Source organism: Kocuria rhizophila (genome assembly GCF_003667225.1).
Taxonomy (GTDB): Bacteria; Actinomycetota; Actinomycetes; order Actinomycetales; family Micrococcaceae; genus Kocuria; species Kocuria rhizophila.
The window spans coordinates 1-13,089 of sequence record NZ_RCOM01000022.1 but is presented as its reverse complement, the minus strand read 5'-3'; the positions used below and the strand labels follow the sequence as shown (position 1 = coordinate 13,089).

Genomic DNA, 13,089 nt, shown 5'->3' with positions numbered 1-13,089 from the left:
GGTCAGCTCCTGGTGTCCGTGGGTCCGGAACCATCAGCGGATGGCTCGTGCCCGGTGTGGTCCGCGGGGACACCGGAGGCGCCCCGGGGCTGGGAGGACGGTGCGGAGCCGGGACGGGTCCCGGCTCCCCCGGCGGCGCCCGGTGCCCCGGGCTGGGGCGAGAAGGCGCGGCGCAACCCGTGGGAGAAGGACGCCACCTTGATCAGGGGCTGCCCCACGGTGGAGGCCACGAGCGAGGACAGTGCCGACACGTTCGCCGAGGCGTCGGAGACGTTCGAGGTGATCCCGTCCACCTTCTCCAGCTGCGTGTTCGTGGTGGTGACCGTGCGTGTCACCTCGTCGATCAGCGGCGTGGTGCCGTCGTTGATCGAGCGGATGGTCAGGCGCAGCTCGTCGAACACCCGCCCGAGCTTCACGATGGGCAGCGCGAGCAGACCCACGAGCACCGCGAACACCAGCACCGCGAGCAGCCCGGCGATATCTCCACCGTCCATGGGTGACCATCACTTCCGTCCGTGTGTCGTCGTCGAGGTCGGCGCGAAGGACCGACCGAAGCGCAACTCTACCCAACAACCCGGACACGACCGAGCACCGAGGAGCAACCCCGCGGCACCGTGCGGACCCGTGAGCGGGCGCCGGTCGGCGGTGCAGGCAGCCGGCCACTGCCCGCTCGTCCGGATCCAGGAACGCGGACAGCCCGCGGGGTGACCCCGCGGGCTGTCCGGTGGCCGAGCGCTGGGCGGTCGGCCGCACACGAATGATCAGGCCATGCGTGCGTAGTACTCGACCACGAGCTGCTCCTCGCAGGTCACGGGGACCTCGGAGCGCTCGGGCTTGCGCGAGAGCGTGGCCTGCAGCCGGTCGATCGTCACGTCCAGGTACGGCGGGGTGTCCGGCAGGACATCCTGGTTCGCACCGGTCGCGGCGATCTGGAACGGGACCATCTTCTCGGAGCGCGGGTGCACGTGGATCATCTGACCCGGGCGCACGCGGTACGAGGGGCGGTCCACGCGCTGGCCGTCCACCATGATGTGGCGGTGCACCACGGCCTGGCGGGCCGCGGCCATCGTGCGGACGAAGCCCGCGCGCAGCACGAGGGCGTCCAGGCGGGTCTCGAGCAGGGCGATGAGGTTCTCACCGGTCTGGCCCTCGACGCGCTTGGCCTCCACGTAGGCGCGGTGCATCTGCTTCTCGCGGATGTTGTACTGCGCGCGCAGCCGCTGCTTCTCGGTCAGGCGCACCTTGTAGTCGGAGTCCTGCTTGCGGCGGGCACGGCCGTGCTCACCGGGGGCGTACGGGCGGCGCTCGAAGTACTTCTCGGCCTTCGGCGTCAGCGCGATGCCGAGGGCACGGGACTTGCGCACCTGGCGGCGCGCACGGGAGCTGTTGTTCTGGGACAAAGCATGCCTTTCATGCGGTTCGACGGCGTACGGGCACAGCCCGCGTTCCGTTCTGGGTGGTACTGGCCTCCTGCGCGGGGAAATCGGTTCCCGCGGGAGAGGTGCGGATCAGCCGCAATCCGACGGACCTAGCGTCCACCGTGTGCTCACCGGGCCCTTGAGGGTGTCAGGGGCGCCGAAGGTCCACCGGGGACGTGCCAGCCAGCGTTCCACTATAGCGGATTCAGTCCACGTCCTCGTTCACCCAGTCCAGCGACTTGGTCACTGCCTTGCCCCAGTTGCGGAACAGCTTCTCCTGCTGCTCACGGTTCCCCTCGGGCTCCCAGCGCTTGTCCTCGGCCCAGTTCTGGGTGATCTCGTCCAGGTCCGCCCAGAATCCCACTGCCAGCCCGGCCGCGTACGCGGCGCCCAGCGCGGTGGTCTCCGTGATCTCGGGGCGGATCACGGGCACGCCCAGCTGGTCCGCCTGGAACTGCATGAGCAGCCCATTGGCCGTCATGCCGCCGTCCACGCGCAGCTCCACGAGGTCCTGCTGCGAGTCCTTGTTCATGGCCTCCACGACCTCGCGCGACTGGTAGGCGGTGGCCTCCAGCACGGCGCGGGCGATGTGCTCCTTGCGCACGTAGCGGGTCAACCCCACCAGCGCACCACGGGCGTCTGGGCGCCAGTGCGGGGCGAACAGACCCGAGAACGCGGGCACGAAGTACGCCCCGCCGTTGTCCTCGACGGCGCGCGCGAGCGGCTCGATCTCCTTGGCGTCCTGGATGATGCCGAGGTTGTCCCGCACCCACTGCACGAGCGAGCCCGTGACGGCGATCGAGCCCTCGAGCGCGTAGACGGGCTTCTCGCCCTCGATCTGGTAGCACACCGTGGTGATGAGCCCGTGCTCCGAGCGCACCGGGGTCTCCCCCACGTTCATCAGCAGGAAGCTGCCCGTGCCGTAGGTGTTCTTGCCCATGCCGGGCTCGAAGCACGTCTGACCGAACATCGCGGCCTGCTGGTCACCCAGGATGCCCGCGATCGGGACCTGCTTGAGGAAGCCTCGGGCGCGGCCCTTGCCGTAGACCTCGGAGCTGCAGCGGATCTCGGGAAGCATGGACATCGGGATGCCCAGCGTCTCGCAGAGGTCCTCGTTCCAGTCCAGGGTGTCGATGTTCATGAGCAGCGTGCGGGACGCGTTGGTCACGTCCGTCACGTGCACGCCCTCGTTGGTGCCCCCCGTGAGGTTCCACACGAGCCAGCTGTCGGTGGTGCCGAACAGCAGGTCACCCGCCTCGGCCTTTTCGCGAGCGCCCTCCACGTTGTCCAGGATCCACTTGACCTTGGGGCCGGCGAAGTAGCTCGCCAGGGGCAGCCCGGTGAGGTCCCGGAAACGTTCCTCACCGCCGTCCTCGGCCAGCTCGTCCACGATCTCCTGGGTGCGGGTGTCCTGCCACACGATCGCGTTGTAGACGGGCTCGCCGGTGTTCTTGTCCCACACCACGGTGGTCTCGCGCTGGTTGGTGATGCCCACGGCGGCGAGGTCCTCGCGGGTCAGCTCGGTCTCGGCGAGCGCGTCCGCCACGCAGCGGCGGGTGTTGCGCCAGATCTCCTGGGCGTCGTGCTCCACCCAGCCCGCGCGCGGGAAGATCTGCTCGTGCTCGTACTGGCCCAGGCCCTTGATCTTCCCGGAGTGGTCGAAGACGATGGCGCGCGTGCTCGTGGTGCCCTGGTCGATGGCCATCACGTACTGGGGTTCGCTCATGGGGTGACTCCTTCGTCAGTTGTGTGTCGTGCTCGGGTGCGGTGCGCTCAGCCGATGAGGTGGGCCGCCACACCGGCGAGCACACCGCCCACCACGGGGCCGAGCACCGGGACCCAGCTGTAGGACCAGTTGCTGCCCGGCTTGCCGGGAATGGGCAGCACCGCGTGCGCGATGCGGGGGCCGAGGTCGCGGGCAGGGTTGATGGCGTAGCCCGTGGGGCCACCGAGGCTCATGCCGATCGCCACCACCAGCACGCCCACGGCCAGGGGTCCGAGCTCGCTCGGGGTCTCCCCGAAGACGAGGATCACGTACACGAGCACGAAGGTGGCGATGACCTCGGTGAGGAAGTTCCAGCCGTGGCTGCGGATCTCGGGCCCGGTGGAGAAGACGTCGATCGTGGGCACGCCCTCGCGCCCGGCGGCGTCGAAGTGCTTCTTGTAGGCGAGCCAGCACACGACGGCACCCACGAAGGCACCCACCATCTGTGCCACGATGTAGACGAGGGTGCTTGCGACGCTGATGGCCACCCCGGGTGCGTACTCGGGCTCCTGGCCCGCGAGCATGCCCAGCGTCACCGCGGGGTTGAGGTGCGCTCCGGAGGCGTGGCCCACGTACACGCCGGCGAAGACGGCGAAGCCCCAGCCGAAGCTGATGAGCAGCCAGTCCGCGCCGTTGCCCTTGGTGCGCGGGAGCACCACGTTGGCCACCACGCCGCAGCCCAGCAGCACGAGCACGGCCGTGCCGAAGGCCTCCGACATGAAAACGGTGGACAGCGCCACCTCGGTCACTTCATTCACAGCACCCTCCATTGGGTGTTCGGGGGCCCGGACTGTCCCGGGCCCGAGATCTTCTTTCAGCCCCGCTGCTGCGGGTACGGGTTGCCCGCGCCCTCGCGCAGCCGCTGGGCGGTGTCCTCGTCGTTCTCCTGCAGGGCGGCCTGCTCGGCGCGGCGCATCTGCTCGTAGAGATCCACCTGGCGTGCGCGCTCGGCCTCGTCCCAGCCGAGGACGTCACCCATGATGCGGGCGATCTCCGGGGCCGCGGCGGAACCGCCGTCGCGCTGCTCGTAGTTCAGGTGGGTGCGCCGGCACATCACGTCCTCGAGGTCCAGGGCGCCCTCGTGGGTGGCCGCGCGCTGGATCTCGATCTTGAGGTACTGCTCGGCGCCGGGGACGGGCTCCCCCAGTTCGGGGTGGTCCGTGATGGTGTCGATCATCTCCAGCGTCTCGTCCCCGTAGCGGTTGAGCAGACGCTCGACCACAACCTGCTCCATACCGGCGCGGGCGGCCAGGTGCTCCGACTGGTTCATCAGCCCGGACCAGCCCTGCGCCCCCAGGAGCGCGACGTGCTCGGTGATGGACGGGTTCTCCTTGGCGGCCTTCTTGCCCAGGGCCGCGTCCACGGCGTCCTTGCCCATCACGCGGTAGGTGGTGAGCTTGCCGCCGGCGATGGTGAACAGACCGGGCGCGGCCTCCACCACGGAGTGCTCGCGGGAGATCTTGGTCGAGGGCGTGGTCTCGCCCTTGGTGCCCGGCTGCACGAGCGGGCGCAGCCCGGCCCACGTGCCGATCACGTCGTCCATGGTCAGCGGGTCCCTGAGGATCTTGTTCGCGTGGTCCAGCACGTACTGGGCGTCCTCGCGCGTGGCCGTGGGGGTGGCCAGGTCCCGCTCGTACGGGGTATCCGTGGTGCCGATGACCCAGTAGTTGTCCCACGGGATGATGAACAGCACGGACTTCTCCGTCTGCAGGATGATGCCGGTGGAGCCGTCCAGGCGCTCCTTGGGGACCACGATGTGAATGCCCTTGGAGGCCAGCACCTTCAGGCCGGTCTCGGACTCCGCGAGGTCCTGGACCGGCTCGGTCCACACACCGGCGGCGGAGATCACGACCTTGGCGCGCACCTCGCGGGTCTCCCCCGTGGTGAGGTCCTCGATGTGGGCCCCGACCACGCGGCCGGAGTCGTCACGGATCAGGTTGCGGGCCGCGGCGCGGTTCGCCGCGAGGGCCCCGTAGCGCTGGGCCGTGCGCACGAGGTCCAGGGTCAGGCGGGCGTCGTCCACGCGACCGTCCCAGTAGGCGATGGCGCCCACGGCGGCGTCGTCGCGCATGGCCGGGAAGGTCTTGCGCACGCCGGCGGCGCTGAGGTGGCGCTGGATGGGCAGGGACTCGGCCTTGGCGCCCACGTGGGCGAGGGTGTCGTACATGCCGATGCCCGTGGCCACGAAGGGGCGTTCCCAGCCCTTGTGGGTCAGCGGGTACATGAACTGGATGGGCTTGACCAGGTGCGGGGCCAGCCGGTGCATCAGGAGGTCGCGCTCCTTGAGGGCCTCCGCCACGAGCGCGAAGTTCAGCTGCATGAGGTAGCGCAGCCCGCCGTGCACCAGCTTGGAGGAGCGCGAGGAGGTGCCCTGGGCCCAGTCCTGCGCGTCGATGATGGCGGTGGACAGACCACGGGTGGCCGCGTCCAGGGCGATCCCAGCGCCCGTGATGCCGCCGCCGATCACCAGGACGTCCACGGGGTGCTCCGCCATGGCGCGGAGGTCGTTGTTGCGCTGCTGTGCGTTCAAAGAGGTCAGTGGCACGGTTGCCGCTCCTGTCTACCGGTGGGTAGCTGACGATCGATTCGGGTGAGAGTCACAATAGTCCTCACTCCGTGACACGGAAAACAGCGGCCGTGGCGAGGGGTGCGCGGCGGCCGACCTGACCGGCTCAGTCCCCGCGCCGGGTGCCCCGCACCATGGACCGCAGGATGCCCAGCCGGTGGGCCAGCTCTTTCTCGTGGCCGTAGGGCGTGGGCCGGTAGTAGTCCCTGCCCACGAGCTCGTCCGGCGGGTACTGCTGGGTGGCCACGGCACTGGGGGCGTCGTGGGCGTAGCGGTAGCCGTCACCGTGGCCGAGCCCCGCCGCTCCCGGGTAGTGGGAGTCCCGCAGGTGCGCAGGCACGGGACCGGCACCCCCGGCCCGGACGTCGGCGATCGCGGCGTCCACCGCCAGGTAGGCGGCGTTGGACTTGGGGGCGGTGGCCAGGTGCGCCACGGCCTGGGCGAGCGGGAGGCGGCCCTCCGGCATGCCGATCAGCTGCACGGCCTCGGCGGCCGCCACGGCGGTCTGCAGCGCGGTGGGGTCCGCCATGCCGATGTCCTCGGACGCGGAGATGATGAGCCGGCGTGCGATGAACCGGGGGTCCTCCCCCGCCTCGATCATCCGGGCGAGGTAGTGCATCGCGGCGTCCACGTCCGAGCCCCGGATGGACTTGATGAACGCGCTCACCACGTCGTAGTGCTGGTCGCCCTGCTTGTCGTAGCGCACGGCCGCACGGTTCACGGCCTCCTCGGCGTGCGCCAGCGTCACCGTGGCGGGACCGCCGGTGGTGGCGCCGGTGGTGGCGCCGGGCTGCCCGGCGCCGGTCCGCTCCGCTGCGCGGGCCTCGTCCGTCGTGGCACCCTGCCCCGCGGCACGGTCCTGTTCCGCGGCGTCGTCCTCGTGTGCCACGGCGCCCCCGGCGACCGGGCCGTCTTGGTCCGCCGCGCCGTTCTCGTCCGCCAGCCCGCCCGCGTCTGCCGTGCCGTCCGCGTGTGCCGCGCGGTTCCCCTCGTCCGCGCCCTCCCGGTCCCTCCCGTCGACGCCGCCCGCGTGGGACAGCGCGACACCGGCCGCAGCCTCGAGTGACGTGAGGGCCTTGCGGGCGTCTCCCCCGGCCACGTCCAGCAGGTGCTCCCGGGCCTGCGGGGAGAGGACCACCGCGCCGTCCAGTCCGCGGGGATCCACGACCGCCCGGTCCAGCAGCTCTCCGATGTCCTGGCGTTCGAGCGGCTGCAGCGTGAGTAGCAGGGAGCGGGAGAGCAGGGGTGAGATCACGGAGAAGGACGGGTTCTCGGTGGTGGCCGCCACGAGGATGACCCACCCGTTCTCCACCCCGGGCAGCAGGGCGTCCTGCTGCGCCTTGGTGAAGCGGTGGATCTCGTCCAGGAACAGCACCGTGGTGCGTCCGTGCAGGTCCCGCGCGGTGAGGGCCTCGTCCATGACCCGGCGGACGTCCTTGACGCCGGCCGTGACGGCGGAGAGCTCCACGAACGTGGTGCCGTGCCCGCGCGCGATCACCTGCGCGATCGTGGTCTTGCCCGTTCCGGGCGGGCCCCACAGGATCACCGAGGACGGCGCGGCCGGCCCCGACCGGCCGGTGACCAGTGCGCGCAGCGGGGACCCTGCCCGCAGCAGGTGCTTCTGCCCCACCACCTCGTCCAGCGTGCGTGGGCGCATCCGCACGGCGAGCGGGGCGCGGGTACGGCCCCGCGGCCCGCAGTGGTGGGCGGTGGGATCGGACGTGGCCGAGCCGTCACCGCTGAGCGGGTCCGGCAGGTCGAACAAGGAGGTGCTCACGCCCCGACAGTACTGCCCGCCCCGGACAGGCAGAACTCTGCTGGAGGCCGCGTGCCGCCCGTCCCCGTCAGGGGCACCCGCGGGCCCGTGGCGACCCGGCGGCGTTCACCCCCGGCGGGGCCGGTCCAGCTCCTCGCTGTCCACGAGGACGGTCACGGGCCCGTCATTGACGAGCGAGACCTCCATGTGCGCCCCGAAGCGCCCCGTCTCCACGGGGATCCCGCGCCCGCGCAGCGCCCGGACGAACTCCTCGAACAGGGGTTCGCTGACGTCCCCGGGGGCGGCCCTGGACCACGAGGGCCGGCGTCCCTTCCGCACGTCCCCGTACAGGGTGAACTGGCTGACCACGAGCACGGGTGAGGGCCCGTCCGCGCACGAGGTCTCCCCCGGCAGGATCCGCAGTCCCGCGACCTTCTCCGCGAGCCGGGCGGCGGTCTCCGGGGTGTCCGTGTGCGTGACGCCCACGAGCGCCAGCACACCCGGGCCCTCGATCTCCCCCACGGTCTCCCCGGCCACGGTCACGGCGGCACGGGACACGACTTGCAGCACGATTCTCATGCGCCCAGTCCACCACACACGCCCCGCGGCGTGCCTCCCGGGTGGCGGTCGACGACGCCGCCCGAAGCCGTCGCGGCCGACCGCCCCGGGAGCGCCGGGACCGCCAGTGACGCACGGAGGGTCACCGTGCGGCGTCGTCCTCCATGAACCGGTGGCGTCCGGTCATGAGGATGCCCGCGCCGAGCACCACGAGCATGAGCCACAGGTAGCCGAAGGACGGCCACCAGGACCCGGTGACGCCGAACAGCAGACCGAAGGCCAGCGGCCCCAGCGAGCCGGCCAGGTAGCCGAGGCCCTGGCCGAAGCCGGAGAGCGAGCCGGCGCCCGCGGTGGTGCGCGTGCGGGCGTTGATCAGCGTGATGGCCAGCGGGAAGGACGCCTGCGCCAGGCCGAACACCGTGATCCACACCCAGACCAGGCGGAAGTCTCCCCACGTGGCGTGCGGCCACAGCAGCACCGCGAGGTAGCCCAGGGCGTACAGCACCACGGTGGACAGCCCCAGGACCACGGTGTTTCCGAACCGGCGGACCAGGAACGGGACCGCGAAGCTCACCGGCACGGCCAGGATGGCGTAGTAGGAGAGCATCAAGCCGGCCTCGTGCTCGGAGAACCCGGTGTCCGTGAGGAAGCGCGGCAGCCACAGGAACATGGAGAACGTGTTGGCGGACGTGCCGGTGAACATCAGCACCACGCCCCACCCGATCCTGGAGTGCCACGGCTTGACCCGTGCGGTGGAGGCGGGGGCCACCACGGCGTCCGGCAGCACGGTCAGGTCGGGGGTCTGCTCGGCGGGCGGCTGGGTGCGGCGTCGGGCTCCCACCCACAGCACGAGCCACGGCACGAGGGCGGCGAGGGAGAACACGGCCCACGACCCCACGGACACCCGCCACCCGGCGGCGTCCGCGAGCGGGACCGCGAAGAAGGGTGCGGTGGCCGTGGACATGCCCAGCAGCATCGAGTAGATCGCGGACAGGGCCGCGATGCGGTGCGGGAAGTACTTCTTGATCACGGGTGGCAGGACCACGTTGCCCATGCCCAGACCACACATGATCACGAAGGTGAGGGCCACGAAGCCCACGTCCCCGGGGGACGCGGCGCGCGCGAGGGTGCCGAGGGCGGCGAGACCGCACGAGACCATCAGCAGCGCCTCGAGGCCCACCCGCCGCATGGCCAGGGTGGTGAGGATCCCGGTGAGCGCGAAGCCCAGCGAGGGCATCATCGCGAGCAGTCCCGCCTCGGCGGGTGACAGGTGCAGGTCCTGGGTGATGCGCCCCAGCACGGGTGAGACCCCGGAGACGGCCAGACGGAGGGTGAAGGCGGTGACAACGACACCGGCCAGGGCCACGAGGCCCTGGCCGGTGCGACCGTGCGGTGCAGCGGAGCTCAGTGTGATGACCCTTCCGGAGCGTCGGGGGCGGTGGTCGGCGCGGCGGCCTGGGCGCGCGGTTCGGGCTTGGCGTCCACCCCGGCCTCCTTGCGCTGCTGCGCCGTGATGGGCGCGGGCGCGGCGGTCAGGGGGTCGTAGCCGTTGCCGGTCTTGGGGAACGCGATGACGTCCCGGATGGACTCGGTGCCCGCGAGCAGCGCGACCACGCGGTCCCAGCCGAACGCGATGCCGCCGTGCGGGGGCGCGCCGAACTGGAAGGCGTCCAGCAGGAAGCCGAACTTCTCGCGGGCGTCCTCCTCGCTCAGTCCCATCACCCGGAACACGCGGTCCTGCACGTCCCGGCGGTGGATGCGGATGGAGCCGCCGCCGATCTCGTTGCCGTTGCACACGATGTCGTACGCATAGGCCAGCGCGGAGCCGGGGTCCGTGTCGAACGTGTCCATGAACTCGGGCTTGGGCGAGGTGAACGCGTGGTGCACCGCGGTCCAGGCGCCGGAGCCCACGGCCACGTCACCGGACTCCACGGCGTCGGAGGCGGGCTCGAAGAGCGGGGCGTCCACGATCCACACGAAGGCCCAGTCGTTCTCGTCGATCAGGCCCACGCGGTGGCCGATCTCCACGCGCGCGGCACCGAGCAGCGCGCGGGAGGTCTTCACACCGCCCGCGGCGAAGAACACGCAGTCGCCGGGCTTCGCGCCCACGGCCTCCGCGAGTCCGGCCTTCTCCTCGTCGGAGATGTTCTTGGCCACGGGCCCGGCGATCTCCCCGTCCTCCTTGAACAGCACGTAGGCGAGGCCCTTGGCGCCGCGCTGCTTGGCCCACTCCTGCCACGCGTCGAGCTGGCGGCGGGGCTGGGACGCGCCGCCCGGCATGACCACGGCACCCACGTACGGGGCCTGGAACACGCGGAACGGGGTGTCCTTGAAGTACTCGGTGAGCTCCGTGATCTTGAGGTCGAAGCGCAGGTCCGGCTTGTCGGAGCCGTAGTCCGCCATGGCCTGGGCGTAGGTCATGCGGGGAATCGGGGTGGTGATCTCCACGCCGATCAGCGCCCACAGGGATTTCACGATCTGCTCGCCCAGCGCGATGATGTCGTCCTCCTCCACGAAGGAGGCCTCGACGTCCAGCTGGGTGAACTCGGGCTGGCGGTCCGCGCGGAAGTCCTCGTCCCGGTAGCAGCGGGCGATCTGGAAGTACTTCTCGATCCCACCGACCTGCAGCAGCTGCTTGAACAGCTGCGGGGACTGCGGCAGCGCGTACCAGGACCCCGGGGACAGCCGTGCCGGTACCACGAAGTCGCGCGCGCCCTCGGGGGTGGAACGGGTCAGGGTGGGGGTCTCCACCTCGGTGAAGCCCTGCTCGTGCAGCAGGGTGCGGGCCACCCGGTTGACCTCGGAGCGCAGCCGCATGATGCGGGCGGGCTCCGGGCGGCGCAGGTCCAGGTAGCGGTACTTTAGGCGGGCTTCCTCCCCCACCTCCACGTGCTCGTCGATCTGGAACGGCAGGGGGGCCGCAGTGTTGAGCACGGTGAGCTCGTCCACCATGACCTCGACCTCCCCGGAGGGCAGGTTGGGGTTCTCGTTGCCCTCGGGGCGGCGCTCCACGGTGCCGGTGGCCTGAAGGACGTACTCGTTGCGCAGCTGGTGGAACTGCTCCTCGTCACGCACCACGATCTGCGCCACGCCGGAGGCGTCTCGCAGGTCCACGAACGCGACACCGCCGTGGTCACGGCGGCGCCCCACCCAGCCGGCCAGCGTGACGGTCTCTCCGATGTTCTCGGCACTCAGGGCGCCGAGCTCGTGTGTTCGCAGCACGTGCATCCACCTTCTTGTTCGTTCGTGATCGGGGTCGCGCACCCCGGAAGTCCTGGCTCCCGCGGCTCGCGGGGCCCCGGCCACCGCGGACGACGCCGCTGGGCCGGGTTCTCGTTCCCCGCGAGTCTACAAGCGCGCCGGGTCCGCCGAGCGCGCGGGAGATCCCGCTCACAGCGGGAGGCGCAATCAGCCCTCGGTCTGCTCCGCGGTGAGAACCGTGGCGCGAAGGTCCTCGGCCGGCGGCTGCCAGCGGGTGGGGTCCGCGGACACCTGCTCGCCCGAGCGGATGTCCTTGACCTCGTGGACCACGGAGCCGTCCTCGGCCACCGAGGAGAACCACACGAAGGGAATCCCGCGGCGCTCGGCGTAGCGGATCTGCTTGCCGAACTTCTGGGCGGTGGCCGCAACCTCGGTGGCGATCCCGCGGGCGCGCAGCGCGGCGGCGACGTCCTGCGCGGCGGACCACGAGGCGTCGTCGTTGAGGGCCACCAGCACGGCAGAGGGCACGGCACGGGACGCCCGGGCCATGGACTGGGACAGGATGCGGGTGACCAGGCGGGTCACGCCGATGGACAGCCCCACCCCCGGGTACGTCTTCTTCCCGTTGCTCGCGAGGGACTCGTAGCGCCCGCCAGAGCACACGGAGCCGAGCTTCTCGTGGCCCACCAGCACGGTCTCGTAGACGGTGCCGGTGTAGTAGTCCAGACCGCGGGCGATCGAGAGGTCCGCCACGACCTTTCCGGGGGCGCGGCGGGCGGCCTCCCCCACGACCTCCGCAAGCTCCGCGAGGCCCTCCTCGAGCAGCTCGTTGGACTGGCCGAGTTCACGCACGCGCTCCACGAAGGAGGTGTCCGCGGTGCGGATCGCGGCGAGCGCGAGCGCGGCCTGCGCCTGCTCCGGGGTGGCACCCACGTGCTCCTGGAGGTTGCGGGACACGGCGTCCGCGCCGATCTTCTCGAGCTTGTCGATCTCGCGCAGCACGGCGGGGGCGTCGGTGAGGCCCACGGCGCGGTAGAAGCCCTCGGCGAGCTTGCGGTTGTTCACGCGAAGCACGAACGGCGGGATGGGCAGCTGGGACAGCGCGTCCACGATGACGAGTGCCAGCTCCACGTCGTAGCGGAACGGGAGCGTGCCGTCCCCCACCACGTCGATGTCCGCCTGCGTGAACTCCCGGGCGCGCCCCTCCTGGGGGCGTTCACCGCGCCAGACCTTCTGGATCTGGTAGCGGCGGAACGGGAACGTGAGGTGCCCACCGTTCTCCACCACGTAGCGCGCGAAGGGCACGGTCAGGTCGAAGTGCAGGGCCAGGGCGCCCTCGGGGCTGGTCTCGTCCGCATCCTGGTGCAGGCGCGAGACGCCGTAGACCTCCTTGTCGATCTCACCCTTGCGCAGCAGCTGCTCCACGGTCTCCACCGCACGGGTCTCGATCGAGGAGAAGCCGTGCAGCTCGAAGGTCCGCCGCAGGGAGTCCATCACGTGCTGCTCCACGATCCGCTCCTCGGGGAGCCACTCGGGGAAACCGGACAGTGAGGTGGTGCGGGCCATGGGTGGAACTCCTCGGTTGCTGAGCGGGGCGGGACGGGCGCCCGCGCGCTCCCTGTGCGGAGGGGCGTGGCGGAGCGGCCGTGCGCCGCGGGGTGTCTGCTGGTCATTCTAGGACCCGGGCATCGCTAGGATGGCCGTGTCCACCAATGGAGCCCCCGCCCGGTGACGAGCACCACACCGGCGAGGCCGTGCAGAGAGAGTTGTAGCGGTGACAGAACGTCCTGAATCCGACGACCGCCGTCCCCTCCCGGGACCGCCC

At 71.1% G+C, this 13,089-nt stretch carries 10 protein-coding genes; all 10 read right to left on the bottom strand.

What is annotated here, in order from left to right; genetic code table 11:
- Positions 1–2: 2 nt before the first annotated feature.
- The 10 genes from D9R02_RS05045 to hisS all read right to left on the bottom strand — a co-directional run bounded on the left by D9R02_RS05045 (position 3) and on the right by hisS (position 12,830).
- Positions 3–494 carry a DUF948 domain-containing protein gene (locus tag D9R02_RS05045; protein WP_070637753.1) on the bottom strand — a complete coding sequence of 164 codons (492 nt, stop codon included), beginning with the start codon at positions 492–494 and terminating at the stop codon, positions 3–5.
- 267 nt (positions 495–761) lie between these two features.
- Positions 762–1,400 (bottom strand): 30S ribosomal protein S4, encoded by a 639-nt coding sequence (gene rpsD / locus D9R02_RS05040; protein WP_012398417.1) that lies wholly within the window; start codon positions 1,398–1,400, stop codon positions 762–764.
- A 223-nt stretch (positions 1,401–1,623) separates the two neighbouring features.
- The gene (glpK, locus tag D9R02_RS05035; protein ID WP_070637751.1) at positions 1,624–3,144 is read right to left on the bottom strand and encodes a glycerol kinase GlpK; all 1,521 of its coding nucleotides are present in this window, start codon (positions 3,142–3,144) and stop codon (positions 1,624–1,626) included.
- Between the two features lie 47 nt (positions 3,145–3,191).
- The gene (locus D9R02_RS05030) at positions 3,192–3,941 is read right to left on the bottom strand and encodes an MIP/aquaporin family protein (protein ID WP_039101137.1); all 750 of its coding nucleotides are present in this window, start codon (positions 3,939–3,941) and stop codon (positions 3,192–3,194) included.
- 56 nt (positions 3,942–3,997) lie between these two features.
- Positions 3,998–5,728 (bottom strand): glycerol-3-phosphate dehydrogenase/oxidase, encoded by a 1,731-nt coding sequence (locus D9R02_RS05025; RefSeq protein WP_070637749.1) that lies wholly within the window; start codon positions 5,726–5,728, stop codon positions 3,998–4,000.
- A gap of 127 nt (positions 5,729–5,855) precedes the next feature.
- Entirely contained in the window at positions 5,856–7,526 is a 1,671-nt protein-coding gene (locus D9R02_RS05020) for a replication-associated recombination protein A (protein ID WP_183085949.1), read from the bottom strand.
- 105 nt (positions 7,527–7,631) lie between these two features.
- Complete coding sequence (dtd, locus tag D9R02_RS05015; RefSeq protein WP_039101135.1) at positions 7,632–8,084, bottom strand: D-aminoacyl-tRNA deacylase; 453 nt, start codon at positions 8,082–8,084, stop codon at positions 7,632–7,634.
- A gap of 121 nt (positions 8,085–8,205) precedes the next feature.
- The gene (locus D9R02_RS05010) at positions 8,206–9,429 is read right to left on the bottom strand and encodes an MFS transporter (RefSeq protein ID WP_121566463.1); all 1,224 of its coding nucleotides are present in this window, start codon (positions 9,427–9,429) and stop codon (positions 8,206–8,208) included.
- Positions 9,430–9,467: 38 nt separating this feature from the next.
- Positions 9,468–11,285, bottom strand: coding sequence for an aspartate--tRNA ligase (gene aspS / locus D9R02_RS05005; protein WP_070638513.1), 1,818 nt, complete (start codon positions 11,283–11,285; stop codon positions 9,468–9,470).
- A gap of 186 nt (positions 11,286–11,471) precedes the next feature.
- The gene (gene hisS, locus D9R02_RS05000; RefSeq protein ID WP_070637741.1) at positions 11,472–12,830 is read right to left on the bottom strand and encodes a histidine--tRNA ligase; all 1,359 of its coding nucleotides are present in this window, start codon (positions 12,828–12,830) and stop codon (positions 11,472–11,474) included.
- Positions 12,831–13,089 lie beyond the last annotated feature (259 nt).

What these genes read in the sequence shown, in the direction of transcription:
- D9R02_RS05045 (WP_070637753.1), bottom strand. Translation starts at nt 494, where the DNA reads ATGGACGGTGGAGATATCGCCGGGCTGCTCGCGGTGCTGGTGTTCGCG.
- glpK (WP_070637751.1), bottom strand. Translation starts at nt 3,144, where the DNA reads ATGAGCGAACCCCAGTACGTGATGGCCATCGACCAGGGCACCACGAGC.
- dtd (WP_039101135.1), bottom strand. Translation starts at nt 8,084, where the DNA reads ATGAGAATCGTGCTGCAAGTCGTGTCCCGTGCCGCCGTGACCGTGGCC.
- hisS (WP_070637741.1), bottom strand. Translation starts at nt 12,830, where the DNA reads ATGGCCCGCACCACCTCACTGTCCGGTTTCCCCGAGTGGCTCCCCGAG.